This is a genomic window from Variovorax sp. NFACC27 (assembly GCF_048301545.1).
GTDB classification, from domain to species: Bacteria; Pseudomonadota; Gammaproteobacteria; order Burkholderiales; family Burkholderiaceae_C; genus Variovorax; species Variovorax gossypii.
The window spans coordinates 5,063,893-5,080,808 of record NZ_CP157613.1 but is presented as its reverse complement, the minus strand read 5'-3'; the positions used below and the strand labels follow the sequence as shown (position 1 = coordinate 5,080,808).

10 protein-coding genes are annotated in these 16,916 nt (G+C 69.1%); 2 read left to right on the top strand and 8 right to left on the bottom strand.

What is annotated here, in order from left to right; genetic code table 11:
• Positions 1-22 precede the first annotated feature (22 nt).
• Genes ABL840_RS23765 through ABL840_RS23755 form a run of 3 tightly spaced genes read right to left on the bottom strand, consistent with a single transcriptional unit; the run spans position 23 to position 3,097 of the window.
• Positions 23-1,606: a sensor histidine kinase gene (locus ABL840_RS23765; protein ID WP_093306148.1), complete on the bottom strand. Its 1,584-nt coding sequence runs from the start codon at positions 1,604-1,606 to the stop codon at positions 23-25.
• Positions 1,557-2,273, bottom strand: coding sequence for a response regulator (locus ABL840_RS23760; RefSeq protein WP_093306150.1), 717 nt, complete (start codon positions 2,271-2,273; stop codon positions 1,557-1,559). The genes ABL840_RS23765 and ABL840_RS23760 overlap by 50 nt, the downstream gene beginning before the upstream one ends.
• A 38-nt stretch (positions 2,274-2,311) precedes the next feature.
• Positions 2,312-3,097, bottom strand: a complete 786-nt coding sequence (locus ABL840_RS23755; protein ID WP_093306152.1) for a sulfurtransferase — start codon at positions 3,095-3,097, stop codon at positions 2,312-2,314.
• Positions 3,098-3,232: 135 nt separating this feature from the next.
• Here ABL840_RS23755 and dnaE point away from each other — a divergent pair, with 135 nt between their 5' ends.
• A complete protein-coding gene (gene dnaE / locus ABL840_RS23750; RefSeq protein ID WP_093202824.1) occupies positions 3,233-6,751 on the top strand; it encodes a DNA polymerase III subunit alpha in 3,519 nt (1,172 codons plus the stop codon).
• A 103-nt stretch (positions 6,752-6,854) separates the two neighbouring features.
• Positions 6,855-7,253, top strand: a complete 399-nt coding sequence (locus ABL840_RS23745) for a YgiW/YdeI family stress tolerance OB fold protein (RefSeq protein ID WP_093306153.1) — start codon at positions 6,855-6,857, stop codon at positions 7,251-7,253.
• Here the strand turns inward: ABL840_RS23745 and ABL840_RS23740 are convergent.
• The 5 genes from ABL840_RS23740 to ABL840_RS23720 all read right to left on the bottom strand — a co-directional run bounded on the left by ABL840_RS23740 (position 7,237) and on the right by ABL840_RS23720 (position 16,911).
• Entirely contained in the window at positions 7,237-12,456 is a 5,220-nt protein-coding gene (locus ABL840_RS23740; protein WP_093306155.1) for an AAA domain-containing protein, read from the bottom strand. The two genes, ABL840_RS23745 and ABL840_RS23740, sit on opposite strands and share 17 nt — an antisense overlap.
• Positions 12,453-13,673, bottom strand: coding sequence for a SprT-like domain-containing protein (locus tag ABL840_RS23735; RefSeq protein WP_093306157.1), 1,221 nt, complete (start codon positions 13,671-13,673; stop codon positions 12,453-12,455). Before ABL840_RS23735 ends, ABL840_RS23740 begins: the two co-directional genes overlap by 4 nt.
• Positions 13,674-13,734: 61 nt before the next feature.
• The gene (locus ABL840_RS23730; RefSeq protein ID WP_093202814.1) at positions 13,735-15,465 is read right to left on the bottom strand and encodes a peptidoglycan D,D-transpeptidase FtsI family protein; all 1,731 of its coding nucleotides are present in this window, start codon (positions 15,463-15,465) and stop codon (positions 13,735-13,737) included.
• An 87-nt stretch (positions 15,466-15,552) separates the two neighbouring features.
• A complete protein-coding gene (locus ABL840_RS23725; RefSeq protein ID WP_093306159.1) occupies positions 15,553-16,470 on the bottom strand; it encodes a cell envelope integrity protein TolA in 918 nt (305 codons plus the stop codon).
• A 3-nt stretch (positions 16,471-16,473) separates the two neighbouring features.
• Positions 16,474-16,911, bottom strand: a complete 438-nt coding sequence (locus ABL840_RS23720) for an ExbD/TolR family protein (protein WP_093202808.1) — start codon at positions 16,909-16,911, stop codon at positions 16,474-16,476.
• Positions 16,912-16,916: the final 5 nt, after the last annotated feature.

The window sequence follows — 16,916 nt, the reverse complement described above, 5'->3', positions numbered from 1 at the left end:
CAGTTGCGCCTTGCGACGCAGTTCAGGCAGCGCGAAGAGGCAGCCTCAGCGTCGCGCGCAATCCGCCGCCGTTGGGCCTCTCGGGCATGTCGGCGTTGGAGAGTTCGATCTCTCCGCCGTTGCGTCGTGCATAGCTGCGCGCAATGGTGAGCCCGAGTCCGGCGCCCTGCGCGGCACCGGTGGTCGAGGATGTGTCGCGATGGAAGCGCTCGAACACGCTCTCGCGCCGTTCGGGTGCGATGCCCGGTCCGCTGTCGCACACCTCGGCCAATGCGTGAGATGCCTCGCGCCTGACGGTCACGGTGATGTTGCCGCCGCGCGGCGTGTACTTGATGGCGTTGTGCACGAGGTTGGCGAGCACCTCGTGCAGCTCCGCGGCATTGGCCGCGACGGGGAGCACGGGCGCGTCGTCATCGTCGCCGGCCTCGTCCGTGCCGTCGGCTTCGTCGCCGACGATGTCGCCGCGCGCATCGACCCAGCCCAGGTCCTGGTCGTTCTCGCGCGCGAGCGGCAGGTATTGCAGCACCACGCCGCGTGCGATCGCGTTGAGGTCGGCGATGGCCGGCTCCCCGGCGGGCGCGGCTTCGTCTCCGGTGGTGGCATGGGCGAGCGCCAGCAGCTGCTCGCTCAGGCGCCGCGTGCGCGCGAGCTGCGCGACGATGGCGTGCAGCGATTCGCGCATGCGCGCCGGATCGGTCTCGCGCACCGCGTAGCCGGCCTGGATCGACAGGATGCTCAACGGCGTGCGCAGCTGGTGCGAGGCATCGGCCAGGAACTGCGACTGCTCGGCCACCATGCGCCGGTGGCCCGCGATGTGGTGGTTGACCGCATCCACCAGCGGCGCGACTTCGCGCGGCACGCCGCCGGCGTCGAGCGGCGTCAGGTCGTCGCGCGGGCGTTCGCGCAGCGAGCGGCGCAGGCGCTCCAGCGGGCGCAGCGTCCAGGCCACGCCCAGCCACACCAGCAGGGCGGTCACCAGCACCATGCGCGTGTCGCGCAGCACCTCCTGGCGCAGCGTCTCGGCCTGTGCCCGGGCGCGCGGGCCGGTGCCCTCGGCCGCCTGGATCAGCACGCTGTAGGCGACGCCGGGATGGACGTTGTCGTAGACCGTCTGCCGCAGCGCGGCCACGCGCACCGGGTGGCCCTCGTGCTCCGCGTCGTAGAACACAGGCGTGCCGTCGGGCGGGCGCTGCGCGGGGCGTGGCAGGCCGGGCACGCCCATGAGCGTGGTCTCGGGCGAGTTCACGTCCAGCGCCTCGCCCTTGGGAATGCGCTGCACGCCGACGTGCAGATACTTGTAGCGCAGCCGCGTCGACTCGAACATCGCCTGGATCGAGAACGGCTCCTGCACGCGCACGCTGCCGTCGCTCGCGACCACGATACCGTTGGCCAGGGCCTGCACGGGTTCGAGCAGGCTCTGGTCGTAGGCGACCACGAGCGAGTCGGTCAGGGTCTGGTAGTCGTTCCAGCTGTCGAGCGCCAGCAGCGCGACGATGCCGGGCAGCAGCAGCGCGAGCAGGCGCGCGCGGATGCCGAAGCGCTGCGGCTGCGGCGCCTCAGTCGCCTTCGCCGGGGAGTCGGGTGCTGGCCGGGGCTGAGGAACCATCGGCAATGCTCTCCAGCATGTAGCCCAGGCCGCGCACGGTGACGATGCGCACGTCGCTGTCCGCGAGCTTGCGGCGCAGCCGGTGCAGCACCACCTCGATGGCGTCCGGGCCGGCGGTGCTGTCGTTGGTGAACACCTTGGCGAAGAGCTGCGACTTGCCCACCGGCGAGCCGCTGCGCAGCAGCAGGGCGGTGAGCGCGGCCTGCTCGCGCGGCGTGAGCGACAGCAGCGTGCCGCGCAGCGTGAAGGCGCGGCTCTGGCTGTCGTACGAGAGCGAGGCGCATTGCAGGCGCGGGTGCTGCTTGCCGCGGCTGCGTCGCACCAGCGCCGACAGGCGCGCCTCGAGCTCCTCGAGTTCGAAGGGCTTGGTGAGTAAGTCGTCGGCGCCCAGGTTCAGGCCGCGCACCCGGTCCTGCAGCGCGCCCTGCGCGGTGAGGATCAGCACCGGCGTGCGGTCGTCGGCGGCGCGCATGTCGGCCAGCACGCTCAGGCCGTGCTTGTCGGGCAGGCGCAGGTCGAGGACGATGGCGTCGTATTCGGTGCCGGCCATGAAGGCTTCGGCGGTGCGCGCGTCGGGCGCATGGTCGGGCACGAAGCCGCTCTGGGTGAGCGCGCGGATCAGCCACGAGGCCATGTCCAGTTCGTCTTCCACCAGGAGGATGCGCATGGGAGGAGGCCTGTCGCGTCTTGTCGTCGCTGTCGCCGTTATTGCTTGATGGCGAGGTCGGGGTCTTCCGAGGCGCGGGCGCTGGCGCGCGCCGAACGCGCGCTCAGGTCGGGCGCCAGGGCCTCGCGGCCGTCGAAGACGAAGCAGTCGCCCTTGTAGTGCGCGCCGCCGACTTCCTCGAAGTACTTGAGGATGCCGCCTTCGAGCTGCAGCACGTTCTCCACGCCTTCCTCGTGCATCAGGATGGCAGCCTTCTCGCAGCGGATGCCGCCGGTGCAGAAGCTCACCACCGTCTTGCCCTTGAACTCGTCGCGGTGCGCGCGCAGGGCGGGAGGGAATTCGGTGAACTTGTCGATGCGCCAGTCGATGGCGCCCTCGAAGCTGCCGTAGTCGACCTCGAAGGCGTTGCGGGTGTCGAGCAGTGCGATCTCGCGTCCCTCGTCGTCATGGCCCTGGTCGAGCCAGCGCTTGAGCGTCGGGGCGTCCACGCCGGGCGCCCGGCCGGCGGCGGGGCGGATGGCGGGGTGGTCCATGCGGATGATCTCGCGCTTGAGCTTCACCAGCATGCGCCGGAAAGGCTGGCCGGCCGACCAGCTCTCCTTGGCCTCGAGGTCGGCGAAGCGGGCGTCGGCGCGCAGATGGGCCAGGAAGGCCCGCACGCTGTCGGCCGTGCCGGCCAGAAACAGATTGATACCTTCGGGCGCCAGCAGGATGGTGCCCATGAGCCCCAGGGCCTGCGTACGCTCGCGCAGGTCTTCGCGCAGCACGGGGCTGTCGTCTATGGCCACGAACTTGTAGGCCGCGATATTCAGAATCTCTTGCACGGGGCGGGATTTTAGGTGCCGCCGGAATATCGCCCGGGCGCGGGGCCTCTGCCGGGCCTCGGCGAGGTGCGGCGGAGGGCAATTTCAGGGATTGCCAACCCACATCGTGGAGACGCTGCTTTCTACAATGCAAGCATGTTTGTTCACCTGCGCCTGCACACCGAGTTTTCCGTCGTCGACGGCACCAACCGAATCGACGATGTCGTCAAGGCCGCCGCTGCCGACAAGCAGCCCGCGCTGGCCATCACCGACCTGAACAACCTGTTCGGGGCCGTCAAGTTCTACAAGCAGGGCCGGGGCAAGGGCGTCAAGCCCATCGTCGGCGCCGAGGCCTTCGTTGACGGGCTGGGCAAGGAGCCCGGCGCCCTGACCCGCATCGTGCTGCTGGTGCAGAACATGGAGGGCTACCTCAACCTGTCCGAGCTGCTGGCGCGGGCGTGGACGCAGAACGTGGGCCGGGGCCAGTCGCAGGCGGCCTGCAAGCTCGAATGGCTGCAGGAGCTATCGGGCGGGCTGATCGCGCTTTCGGGCGCGCAGGCAGGGCCGCTGGGGCAGCCGTTGCTGCAAGGGCAGGGCGAGCGTGCCGCCGAGCTGGCGCTGCAACTGGCGGGCATCTTCCCGCACCGCTTCTACATCGAGCTGCAGCGTGCGGGCCGGCCTGAAGACGAGCCGCACGTCATCGCCGCGGTGCAACTGGCGGCCCGGCTGCACCTGCCGGTGGTCGCCACGCACCCCGTGCAGTTCGCCGAGCGCGAGGACTACGAGGCGCACGAGGCGCGCGTGTGCATTTCCGAAGGCGAAATCCTCGGCAACCCGCGCCGGGTGCGCCGCTTCACCGAGGAGCAGTACTTCAAGTCGAGCGCCGAGATGCAGGCGCTGTTCGCCGACGTGCCCAGCGCACTGGCCAACACGGTGGAGATCGCCAAGCGCTGCAATCTGACGCTGGTGCTGGGCAAGCCGCAGCTGCCGGACTTTCCGACGCCCTTCATCGCCGAGGGCGTGCGCATGCCCATCGACGACTTCTTCCGCCAGGAGTCGTTCGACGGCCTCGAGTTGCGCCTGAAGCATCTCTATCCCGACGAGGCCAAGCGCGACGCCGAGCGCCCGCGCTACGTCGAGCGGCTGGAGTTCGAGATCAACACCATCCTGAAGATGGGGTTCCCAGGCTACTTCCTGATCGTGGGCGACTTCATCCAGTGGGCAAAGACCAACGGCTGCCCCGTGGGCCCGGGCCGGGGCTCGGGTGCCGGCTCGCTGGTGGCCTACGCGCTGAAGATCACCGACCTCGACCCGCTCGAATACAAGCTGCTGTTCGAACGCTTCCTGAACCCCGAGCGCGTCTCGATGCCCGACTTCGACATCGACTTCTGCCAGGGCAACCGCGACCGCGTCATCGACTACGTGAAGGACAAGTACGGCCGCAACGCCGTGAGCCAGATCGCCACCTTCGGCACCATGGCCGCGCGCGCGGCCATCCGCGACGTGGGCCGCGTGCTCGATATGAGCTACATGTTCTGCGACGGCATCAGCAAGCTGATCCCGAACAAGCCCGGCATGTCGGTCACGCTGCAGTACCCGCCCGAGAAGAAGATCGAGGGCGACAAGAACAACTACGCCATCGAGATGGAGCCGCAGCTCGCGGAGCGCATCGAGAAGGAAGAAGAAGTCAAGATGCTGGTCGAGCTCGCGCAGAAGCTCGAAGGCATGACCCGCAACATCGGCATGCACGCCGGCGGCGTGCTCATCGCGCCGGGCAAGCTCACCGACTTCTGCCCGCTCTACCAGCAGCCCGGCAGCGAATCGGCCGTGAGCCAGTACGACAAGGACGACGTCGAAGCCATCGGCCTCGTGAAGTTCGACTTTCTGGGCCTGGCCACGCTCACGATCCTGGAGATCGCGCGCGAGTTCATCATGAAGCGCCACAAGGGCCAGGAGAACTTCGCGTTCGAGAACATCCCGCTGAACGACGGGCCCACCTACAGGCTCTTCTCCGACGGCAAGACCGAAGCCGTGTTCCAGTTTGAAAGTCGCGGCATGCAGGGCATGCTGAAGGACGCTCGCCCCACGCGCCTGGAAGACCTGATCGCGCTGAACGCGCTGTACCGCCCGGGCCCGATGGACCTGATTCCCAGCTTCGTGGCGCGCAAGCACGGCCGCGAGGACGTGGAGTACCCGCACCCGGCCGTGGCCGAGATGCTCTCCGAGACCTACGGGATCATGGTCTACCAGGAGCAGGTGATGCAGACCGCGCAGATCCTGGGCGGCTACTCGCTCGGCGGCGCCGACCTGCTTCGCCGCGCGATGGGCAAGAAGAAGCTCGAGGAGATGGCCGAGCACCGCGAGAAATTCCGCGCGGGCGCGCTCAAGACGCACGGCATCGAGCAGGACAAGGCCGACGAAATCTTCGACTTGATGGAGAAGTTCGCGGGCTACGGCTTCAACAAGTCGCACGCCGCCGCCTACTCGCTGCTGGCGTATCACACGGGCTGGCTCAAGGTTCACTACACGGCCGAGTTCTTCTGCGCCAACATGACCGTGGAAATGGACGACACGGACAAGCTCAAGCTGCTGTTCGAGGACGCCCAGAAGAACTTCGGCATCACCTTCGAGCCGCCGGACGTGAACCGCGGCAACTACCGCTTCGAGCCGGTCACCAACAAGATCATCCGCTACGGCCTTGGCGCCGTGAAGGGCACGGGCCAGCTCGCGGTCGAGGCCGTGGTGCGCGCGCGCGAGGAGGGTGGGCCGTTCAAGAGCCTGTACGATTTCTGCGTGCGCATCGACCGCCAGCGCATCAACAAGCGCACCGTGGAAGCGCTCATCAAGGCCGGCGCCTTCGACGCCATCCAGCAGAACCGCGCGTCGCTGGTCGCCTCGCTGGACCGCGCCTTCGAATTCGCCAACGCGACGGCGGCCAACGCATCGCAGGTCGACATCTTCGGCGACTCCGAGCATGGCTCCGCCACCGCCGAGCCCGACCTGGTCGACGCCACGCCCTGGGGCGTGAAGGAACGCCTGACGCTGGAGAAGACGGCCATCGGCTTCTACCTCTCGGGCCACCTGTTCGACGAGGTCTCGCACGAGGTGCGGCGCTTCTGCAAGCGCGAGATCACCGACCTGCTCGACAGCCGCGACCAGCAGGTCATTGCCGGCATCGTGAGCGACTTCCGCGTCATCAACGGCCAGCGCGGCCGGCTGGCGATCTTCAAGCTCGACGACAAGTCGGACTCCATCGACGCCACGGCCGACGAGGCGCTCATCAACGCCAACCGCAACACGCTGAAGGACGACGAACTCGTCATCGTGAGCGGCCGGCTGCAGCCCGCGCGCGGCGGCTTCGAGGCGCGCTTCCAGGTGCAGCAGGTGTGGGACCTGGCCTCGGCGCGCTGCCGCTTCGGCAAGTTCCTGCGCGTGGCGGTGAACGGCAAGGCGCCCGACATCGCGCGCCTCTTGAAGGACTTTCCGCCGCGCACCGAGCAGACCGAAGTCGGCGACCTGATCCAGGGGCTGCCGGTGCGGCTGTCGATGGCACGTTCGGGCGCGCAGGTCGAGCTGCAGCTGGGCGACCGCGCGAAGTTCTTCCCGACCGACGCGGCCCTGGCCAGCTGGACCGCGCAGGCGGAAGCGGGCAAGGCGCTGATCGTCTACGACTGATTTCTGCCGGCGCGATGACAAGTGCCCGGCGGGCGTGGGCTCTTTGAGGCCCTCGCTACGATGCCTCTCGCTTTTCAATCATGAAGCTCAGGAGGATCCCGCCATGAAGAAACAGTCCCTCGTCGTTGCCCTGGCCCTGGCATTGCCCTTTGCCGCCTCGGCCCAGTACACCGGCCCGAGCGCTCAGCCGGCAGCTGGATCGGGCACGCCGTATGCCGGCCCGAGCACCGTGCCGACGATGAGCGTCAAGCAGCTGCTCGACACCGGCAAGGACGACCAGCACGTCACGCTGCGCGGCTTCATCGTGTCGCACGACGGCGGCGAGCACTACACCTTCGCGGATGAAACCGGCCGCATCAAGGTGGAGATCGACGCCAAGCATTTCCCGCCGGGCGTGAAGATCGACGACAAGGTGCGCGTCGAGGTCACGGGCGAGTTCGACAAGGACCTGATCGGCAGCAAGGTCGAACTCGACGTGAAGCGTCTCAGCGTGCTGCGCTGATCTCCTCCTTGGACGCAGCCCCGGCCTTCGCCAGGGCCTGCTCGATCTGCTCGAGCACCGCGTCGGGCTCGTGCAGCCAGTCCTTGCCCAGCACCTGAATCACCCGCCAGCCGAAGGCATCGAGGATGCGCGGGCGCGAGACGTACCGCTCCAGCACGTTGCGGTTCTCGTAGTGCGTGGCGGTGTCGACCAGGATGCCGAGCGCGTAGTGACCATCGTTCGGGGATGAACCGGGCGTGCGCAATGCCAGGTCGCAGCGGAAGCGCGACTGCCCCACCTGTTCGTCCACCGCATGGCCGCGCGCACGCAGCGCGGCCGCGATCTGCGCCGTCACCTCGTCGGCCCGCGCATGACGCGGACCGCCACTGCCGCGCGTGAGCGGGTTCATGCCTTCGAGCACTCGCCTTGCCGTGCCCGCGTCGCCGCGCGAGAGGCATTCCGAATAGCGCAGGAAATTCTTCAGCGCGGCCGCGCCCTCGTTGTGGTCGTTGGTGATCGCCTCGTGCCGGATGGTCGAGACCACCGCCATGTGATGTCGCGCGCGGCTGAAGATCACGTTGAGCCGCTTCTCGCCGCCGCGCTGATTGATCGGGCCGAAGTTCATCAGCATGCGGCCCTCGGGATTCGGCCCGTAGCAGATGCTCAGCAGGATGACGTCGCGCTCGTCTCCCTGCACGTTCTCCAGGTTCTTGATGAAGAGGCCGCAGAACTGGTCGTCCTCCTCGCGCACGTACTCGGCCTCGAGCCGTGCAGCGAAGGCGCTGTCGACGGAGGCCAGCGCTTCCAGCTCTTCCTCGATCTCGCCCTGCTGCGCTTCCGAGAAGGCCACGATGCCCAGGCTCAGGCCGGTCTCGCGGCGCAGCAGCTCGCGCACCAGCTGCGCGATGTGGCGCGCCTCGCCTTCGTTCACGCGGTTCTCGTACACCGCGTCGGTCACGCGGTGGAAGCTGATGGCGCGCGAGAGCAGCGCGTCGGCCTGTGCGGCCGCCGATGCGTCCGAGGGGCTGCGCGACTGCACCAGGATCTCGTCGCGCTCCGGCGCCGGCAGGCTGCGGTCGGGAATGGTGTAGAGGTTGCCCGCGTAGAAGGCCGCGTTCGAGAAACCGATGAGCGACTCGTAGCGGCTGCGGTAGTGCCACGCCAGCAGCGTGGCGGGCAGGTTGCGCGCGCCCTGGTTCAGCAGGCTGTCGGCGTCGAGCACCACGGCGATGCGGTCGCCTTCCTCCTCGACAGAGACGGTGTCGTCCTCGGGGTCGCGGCCGGACGAGAAGAAGCTGGTCGGCGGCAGCTGCATCTCGTCGCCCACCACGATGATCTGCGGCGCGCGATACAGCGCGGGCACGGCTTCCTCCACTGGGATCTGGCTGGCCTCGTCGAAGATCACCACGTCGAACAGGTCGGCCGCCAGCGGCAGCGTGTCGGACACCGACAGCGGGCTCATGAGCCAGATCGGCTTCATGTCGCGCACCACCTGGCCGGTGTCGCCGCTGGCGAGTTCGCGGATCGCCTTGTAGCGCATGGTCTTGCCGAACTCGTGCTCGAGCTCGCGGCGGCCGGCGTTGTAGCTCTTCTTGAAGAGCTTGCCCTCGGCGTCGAGCTGGCTGGCTGAAAGAGCGCTCTTCTGCACATGGTCGCGGAAACGCTGCCGCACCGCGGCGGCGAGCGTGCGGGCGTTGCGCTCGAGCAGCTTGCGCTCGGCCTCTGCCAGCCGCTGGGCGTGGCGCGCGAGCGCGGCGCCGTCGAAGCGCGGGAGCCAGCGTTCCGTGCGATAGACGCGCTCCAGGCTCTCGCGCGCCACGGCGTACTCGATGGCATCGGGCGGCAGCGGCAGGGTGCGCAGGGCCGTGGCGACGGCGGGGTCGGCCTCGGCAAGTTCCTGCAGCGGCACCAGCACGGAGGGCAGGGCGTCGGCCTGTTCGCGCAGGGTGCGAGCCAGCTTTTCGAGCGCCTCCAGCGGCTGGCCGGCGGCGTCGTGCAGCAGTTCGCGCAGCAGGGCGTCGAGCGTGTCGACGCGCGCGCCGGCGGCGGCAAGCTGCTCGACGCTGCGGGTGGCGGCGCTGGCGCCGGTGCGCAGATGGGCCTGGAATTCCGCGCGCAGGCCGGCGCTGCCGTCGGGACTGCGCAGCGCCTGCAGTTGCTGCACGAAGGCTTCCGGGTCGGCGCAGCCGTAGTCGGCCTCGATCCGTGCCTGGTGCTTCTGCACGGCGGCGCGGGCCGTGTGCTCGGCCAGCAGCTGTTCGAGGATCTGGCTGGGCTGCGGGCGCACCGCATGGGCCGCGAAGTTGTAGCGCCGCTTGAGTTCGCCGTTCAGGCGCCACCACGAGGGCTTGAGCCAGCGCAGCAGGGAGCCCTGCTGGGCGCGGGCCTGCGCGAGGCCGGCCTCGGTGTCGGCGGGCGTGAGCTTGTCGTGCCATTGGGCGGTGCGCTGGAGTGCTTCGTCCAGCGCCTGCGTCAGGCCGCGGCGCTCGGTCATTGTGTTGCCGAGCGCGAGGCTGTCGGCGTGCGTGCCGTCGAGCAGGCTGAGCTGTCCGCGTGCGGCCAGCGAGGCTACGCGTCGCGCATCGGCCACTACGGCCAAGGCGTCCGCCCATGTGGCGCGGGCTTCGGCGAGCGGCGGCCAGGCGCCGGCCAACGCATCGCGGCAGGTGCCGCTCGAATCGGCGGCGCGTTCGGAGAGTTCGACCAGCTTCGCCAGCGGCTTTTCCTGCCGCAGCAGCGAGGGCGCGAGCTGCGCGAACGCGTGCTGCGCAAGGCTCGCCGTGCCCAGGCTTTCGGTCACGGCCAGGTGCAGGCGCGAGATGAGTTCGGCATGGCCGCGCCATGCGGCGAAGGCGGGCAGCGCCTCGGCCTGCAGCGGCGTCAGCGCCGGGTCATGCGGCTTGAGCGCGATCAGCCGAGAGACCAGCTCGCGCAGCGTCACTGCGATATGTGCCGGCACCTCGCGCATTGCGGCGTCGAAGCGTTCCAGCGCGCGCAGGTCGAGTTCCATCGCATCGACCAGCTGGCCGCGTTCGGCGCTTTCCTGCGCCAGCTCCTCGGGGGCTTCGAGCCAGTGCTCGTAGGTCTTGCGCAGGTTCTGCACGAAGGCCTTCTTGTCGCCCTGCGAGTCGTGGATCATGCAGCACAGCTCGTCCAGCCCCTGCTGGCGCAGGCGGTGGAACACCACGTCGATGGCGGCGCGCTTCTCGCACACGAAGAGCACGCGCTTGCCGCGCCCCACGTAGTCGGCGATCAGGTTGGTGATGGTCTGCGACTTGCCCGTACCCGGAGGACCTTGAATGATGTAGCTGGTGCCCGTGCGTGCCAGCGCGACGGCGGCGGTTTGCGTGGCATCGGCCTGCACCACGGGCCACTGCTCGGCCAGCGGCAGCGAGGGCGGCGCCTCGGCATCCACCTGGCGCGGCTGAAGCGAGAACACGCGGTCGAAGGCTTCGTTGGCGATGCCCGACTCGGCCAGTCCCGAGTAGTCGCGCACCAGCGACATCTTGCGGTGGTTGAAGTTGCCCAGCGTCACGGCCGTGAGGTCGATGTCCCACTGGTACGGGTTGCCGGTGCTTTCGCGCAGCTCGATGGTCTTGCGTTCGGTTTCGGCCGAGGCGGCGGCGGGAGCCATCTGCGGCGCGCGCGGCTGCGGCCTTGCGCCGACGGCGTCTCGCACCGGCAGCGGCACGCCGCGCACGCGCGCGTGGAAGAGCTGCAGCCCCAGCGGACGGAAATCGTCCTGCGCGTAGCTGAAGTCGTGCACCGCCGTCGGCAGCGCCGACGTGGCGCGCACGCGGGTGCGGCGCTTGAACTGTTCGAGCCGCTGTCGCGCGCGCTGGTGGATCAGCGCGATCTCGGGCTGGCGCACCAGCCGCAGCTGCACGCCGGGCTCGCTCTGTGCGATCTGCGCGGCGAGCTGGGCGTGGAACTGCTCGATGGTGGTCTCGCGCAGGTCCACCGTCTCGGGCAGCACGATGCCGTAGAGCTGGCGCAAGTGGTGCCGCAGCGTGGGGTTGACCTGCGCCTCGCTGGCCGAAGCCTCGAGCAGGTACTGGTCGCGCACGCCTTTCTTGCGCGTGAGCTCCACCGGCAGCATCAGCAGCGGCGACGCGATGCGCTCGGCCGCGTCTTCCTTGAGGTTGTGCCAGCGCAGGAAGGCGATGACCAGCGACAGCTGCGAGAAGCCGTATTCGGAGCGATCGCGCCGCGCCTCCTGCAGGATGCGGTCGAGCGCGCCGGGCAGGTAGGGCTGGTCCTCGAAGCGCAGCCAGCGCGCCAGCGGCACGGGGCTGCACGCGGTGATGTCGGAGGCGAAGCGGCCGCCCCACAGGCAGAGCTGGTCGATGCGGATGCTGTGCATGTCGACCACCAGCGGCACGCTCGCGATGGTGAGGTTCACGTGCGCCTGCGTGGGCTTGAAGTACAGCAGCCGGTTGCGCCGCGACAGGTCGAACAGTCGGTCGCGCAGGTGCAGCTGGATCGCCTCGCGGCGCTGGCCGGCGCCGTCCTTGACGGGAGCGATGCGTTCCAGGCCCAGGTCCAGCGGCTGGTCGCGGTAGGTTTCGAGGCGGCGGATCACCGAGGGCAGGTCGCGCGCGCGCTCATGGCGGTCGAGCGCCGTCATCTCGAAGATCACCGCCGCCACCACCGGATGCAGCCGGCGGTTGAGGTTGAACAGGTTGTCCCGGTTCGCGACGAAGCGGCCCAGCTCTTCGCCGTCGTTGAAGTCGAGCCCGCACGAAAGGCTGGCGAGCACCTGGCCCAGGCACAGGATGTCGCTGAGCGCGTCGTGATGCGCGAAGCGTTGCTCCCAGGCGCCGTAGCCGGGCAGGTAGACCGGGCGCGTGGGCAGTGCGTCGGGCGCGGCGTCGGCCATGAGCATGAGGTTCTCGACCGAGAAGCCGGCATCGGCGTCGATGGTCACGCGCTGTTCGCCGACCACGCGCAGAACCGACGTGGCTGGCTGCTCCAGCGGCGCGATCGCTTCGAGGTTGCGGCGCGGCTCGGTGCCTTCGGGCTGCGCGAGCGCGAGCGCCGGGGCCTCGGTGACGCGGTAGGCAAACGCGCTGCCGAGGGCGGCGACCTTGCCCTGCTCGTGCAGGGCGGACACCTCGCGCAGCAACGGCAGCGCGAGCTTGAGCACGTCGTCGGTCTGCAGGCCGCCGTGCGCGTCGGCGGCGTCGATCAGTTGCAGCAGGGGGGCGGATGCCTGTGTCGTCATGTGGTCGCGGCTTGCTGGTGCTGGGACTGCGCCTTGTCGAGCAGGGCGGCGGCTTCGCGCTTCACGCGCGTGAGGTTGCGCTTGGGAAAGCGCATGTCCTTGACCACGCGCTGCTCCAGCGGCCCCGCGCAGCCCAGTGCTTCCGCGATGCCGAGCGCGGCGGCCAGGGTGACGTCGTCGAGCTCGGGGTCGGCCGCGACGAAGTCGACCAGCACGCTGGCCAGGTAGTCGTGCAGGCCGGCGGGCACCTCCTCGGGCGGGGGCATGGCCGAACCGGGCGGCTTGAAGTCGGGGAAGAAGCGGCGCGCGTGCGCCAGCAGCGGCTCCGACTGCAGGAAGGGCCGCTGCAGCAGCTGCGCGATGGTGGCACGCGTGATCGCGCCCACGCGCTGCTGGCCGAGGATGTCGAGCGTGCCCATGTCGAGCGGGCCTTCGAGCGCGCCGGCCAGCCATTCGTCGGCATCGGGCTCGCGGTCGGTCCACAGGCGCAGCGCACGGGCGCGCACGAACACTTCGGGGTGGCTCGTGCCGCGCGTCTGCATGTCGGGCGCGGCGCAGATCTCCTCGGCCTGCTGCAGGTAGCTGGCGGCGTTGACCTGGCTCAGGCCGGTCTGCACTTTCACCAGCGCGCTCACCGCCGGTTCCAGCGCGCCGCAGGCCACGCAGCCCCCGCGATCGGCAAAGGCTTCGGTGTAGAGCGCGTAGCGGCGTGCCGCCTGCAGGTGGCTGGCATCGGCGCGCGGATCGGCCGCGGTGGCGTTCAGCAGCCGGTCGACGACGTGGTACCTGCCGCCGTCGAGCTCCCACAGCAGGTAGTGGGCCAGCTCATGACCCAGCACGGCCTGCATCTCGGCGCCCTGCAGGCGCTCCAGCAGCGGGCCCGAGAGCACGATGTGCGCCTCGCCGGGCATGAAGTGGATCGCGGCGTTCATCGCGCCGTCGCCCGCCTGGTAGAGCGTGACGGACGCGGTGATGCCCAGGCGCTGCGAGGCGAGTTGGGCGTGCGAATGCAATTCGGGGTGCGCGGCCGCGTCGAGCCGGTAGGAGTTGCGCAGCAGTTCGGCGCGCACGGCGGCGGCGTGCTCCTCGCGCGCCTCGGCGGAGGCGGCCCAGCGCCAGACCTCGGGCTCGTTCGCCTCCAGCCATGCGGCCAGGGCGCGCTGGTAGGGCAGCGGAGTCAGGTCCTCGAGGCTTACGGCAGGGGTGGTTTCGACCATGTCAGGAGCGCCGGCAACAAATGTTGCCGACGATCCTAAACGAGCATGGAGGCAGCTCGGTTCAGTGCGCCATCGACGTCACGGCGAGATCGGGCACCACGTTCATGATGCGCAGCGTCTGCTGCACCACCTGGCTGAACACCGGCGCGGCCACGAGGCCGCCGAAGTACTTGCCGGCGCTGGGCTCGTCGACCATCACCGCGACGATGATGCGCGGCTTGTCGATGGGCGACATGCCCGTGTACCAGGCGCGGTACTTGTTGCTCGCGTAGCCCTTGCCCACCTGCTTGTGCGCGGTGCCGGTCTTGCCGCCCACCGAGTAGCCCACGGTCTGGGCCAGCGGCGCGGTGCCGCCGGGCGCGGCGGCCATGTGCATCATCTGCCGCACCTCGCTGGCCACCAGCGGCGAGAACACCTGCACGCCGGCGGGTTCCTCGCCGTGGTTCTTCAGCAGGCTGATGGGGATCACCTCGCCGTCGTGCGCGAAGGCCGTGTAGGCATGCGCGATCTGGAACAGCGACGCCGACAGGCCGTAGCCGTACGACATGGTGGCCTGCTCGATCGGCCGCCACGACTTCCACGGCCGCAGCCTGCCCGTCACCGCGCCGGGGAAGGGTGTCTGCGGCTTCTGGCCGAGGCCCACGGCGGTGAGCGAATTCCACATCTCCTGTGCCGACATGCGCTGCGAGATCTTGGTCGCGCCGACGTTGCTCGACTTCTGGATCACGCCCTCGACCGTGAGCACGCCGAAGTTCTCGTCGTCGTGGATGGTCGCGCCCGAAACGGTGATGCGCCCCGGATTGGTGTCGATGATGGTCTTGGGCGTGACCCGGCCCAGCTGCAGCGCGGTGGCGACGGTGATGGGCTTCATCGTCGAGCCGGGCTCGAACACGTCGGTCATCGCGCGATTGCGCAGCTGCTCGCCGGTGAGGCTGTGGCGGTCGTTGGGGTCGTAGCTCGGGTAGTTGGCCATGGCCAGCAGCTCGCCCGTCTGCGCATTCACCACCACCACGCTGCCGGCGCGCGCCTTGTTGGCGATGACGGCGTCGCGGATCTTCTCGTAGGCCACGAACTGCACCTGGTCGTCGATGCTGAGCTGGATGTCGTGGCCGGGCGTGGGCGGCACCTGGTCCTCGGTGTCCTCCACGATGTGGCCCAGCCGGTCCTTCAGCACGTGGCGCGAGCCGGCCTTGCCGGCCAGGTCGTGGTCGAAGGCGAGTTCGATGCCTTCCTGGCCGATGTCTTCCACGTTGGTGAAGCCCGCCAGGTGCGCCGCCGCCTCGCCCTCGGGGTACTGGCGACGGTAGTCGCGGCGCAGGTAGATGCCCTTGATGTTGAGCGCGGCAACCTGCTTCGCCACGGGCTCGTCGACCTGGCGCTTGATCCAGACGAAGCTCTTGTCCTCGTCTTCCAGCTTCTTGTCGAAGTCCTTCTGCGGCATGCCGAGCAGCTTCGCGGCCTGCCTGAGTTTTTCCTGCGTGGCCGGGTCATCGCGCTCGATGTCTTCCGGAATGGCCCAGATGCTGGGAGCGGGGATATCCGAGGCCAGGATCAGCCCGTTGCGGTCGAGGATGCGGCCCCGGTTTGCCGGCAGCTCCAGCGTGCGCTGGTAGCGCACCTCGCCCTGGTGCTGGAAGAAGTCGTTGGCGAAGATCTGGACGTAGGCTGCGCGCCCGGCCAGCAGCAGGAAGCCGAAGGCGACGCTGGCCACGATGAACTTGCTGCGCCACACGGGAGTGGGGCTGGCGAGCAGGGGACTGCTGCCATAGCGGATGCGGCCGTTGGGGGTCATGAGCCTCGATTATCGAGTTCCGGGTGACGTGCAAGTCACCCGGAAGGGGCCCGTTTTCTTAGCTGCGCGTTAGGCGCAGGCTGGAAATCAGCGCTTGGGTCGCAGCGTGACGATCAGCGACGGGAAGATGCGCCCATCGGTGTCGCGAGGCAGCTTGTCGGTCTTGCGCAGGCCGCGCTCGGCGGCGTCGTCCCAGCCGGGCAGGCCGCTCGACTTGCTGAGCTTCACGCCGACGATGGTGCCGTCGGGTGCCAGGCTCACCTCGAACTCGGCCGCCGGGTTGCCGTTCACGGTGTCGGCATCGGGGAAGGTGATGTTCGGGCGCACCGCGGCGGCGATGCGGCCGGCATAGCCGCTGGACGGACCGGACGTACGTTGGGCCGTGCCGCGCGAGTCGTCGCTGCCGGTGGCATTCGCAAGGCCCTGCATGCGCTTGAGCGCGGCGGCGCGGTCGGCGGCTGCCTGCTTCGCGGCGGTCTCGGCCTTCTTCTGCTCTGCCTGCTTGGCCTCGGCTTCCTGCTGCTTCTTCTGCTCGGCCAGCTTCTGCTGCTGTTCCTTCTTGCGCTGGGCTTCGTCCTCGGCGCGCTGCTTGGCCTCGAGCTCTTTTTTCTTCTGCTGCTGTTGCCGCTCGAGCTCGCGCTCCTGCTGTTCCTTCTGCTCCTTGAGCTTCTTCTCGCGCTCGAGGGCGATGTCAGGGGCTTTCGGTGCGGGAGCGGGCTCGGGAGCCTTCGCTGCAGGCGGGGGCGGCGGTGCGGGGGCGGGCGGCGGTGGCGCGGGAACGGGAGCGGGTGCCGGCGGTGCCTGCAGGCGGGGAGCCGCCTGCTGCACCGTGGAAGACCACAGCTCCGCATCGACGGCGCCTTCGTCGGCGTCGCTGCGCCAGCGCACGCCCCAGGTCAGCGCAGCGATCAGCAGGCCGTGAGCGATGAGCGCCAGTACCAGTGCACGCCCAGTACCGCGCTGCGGCGGCGGTGCGAACTCGGGGCGATCCAGTGCGAGCGACATGCCTTATTTGCCGCCCGTGGTCGTGACGGACAGGCCCACGCGCTCGATACCGCTGCGCTTGAGCTGGTTCATCGCCTTCACGACGGTCTCGTACTTCACGGCCTTGTCGGCGCTGATGACCACCGGGCGCTGGTCGTCGCCGCCCTGGGCCTGCTTGGCGGCCGAGCCGATCTGGGCCATGGGAATCGAGGTGCCGCCCGTGCCGGTGGACGGGTCCTTCTTGATCTGCACTTCGTCTTCGCTCTTGATGACGATCTCGATGGGCTTGTCGGGCTGCTTGCTGGCGCGGTCGACCGAGGGCAGGTTGATCACGCTCGGCGTGATGAGCGGCGCGGTGACCATGAAGATGATCAGCAGCACCAGCATCACGTCGATGAACGGGACCATGTTGATCTCGTTGATCGTCCGGCGGCCGCGGCCCCGGGATGAAACGGCGGGCATGCGCT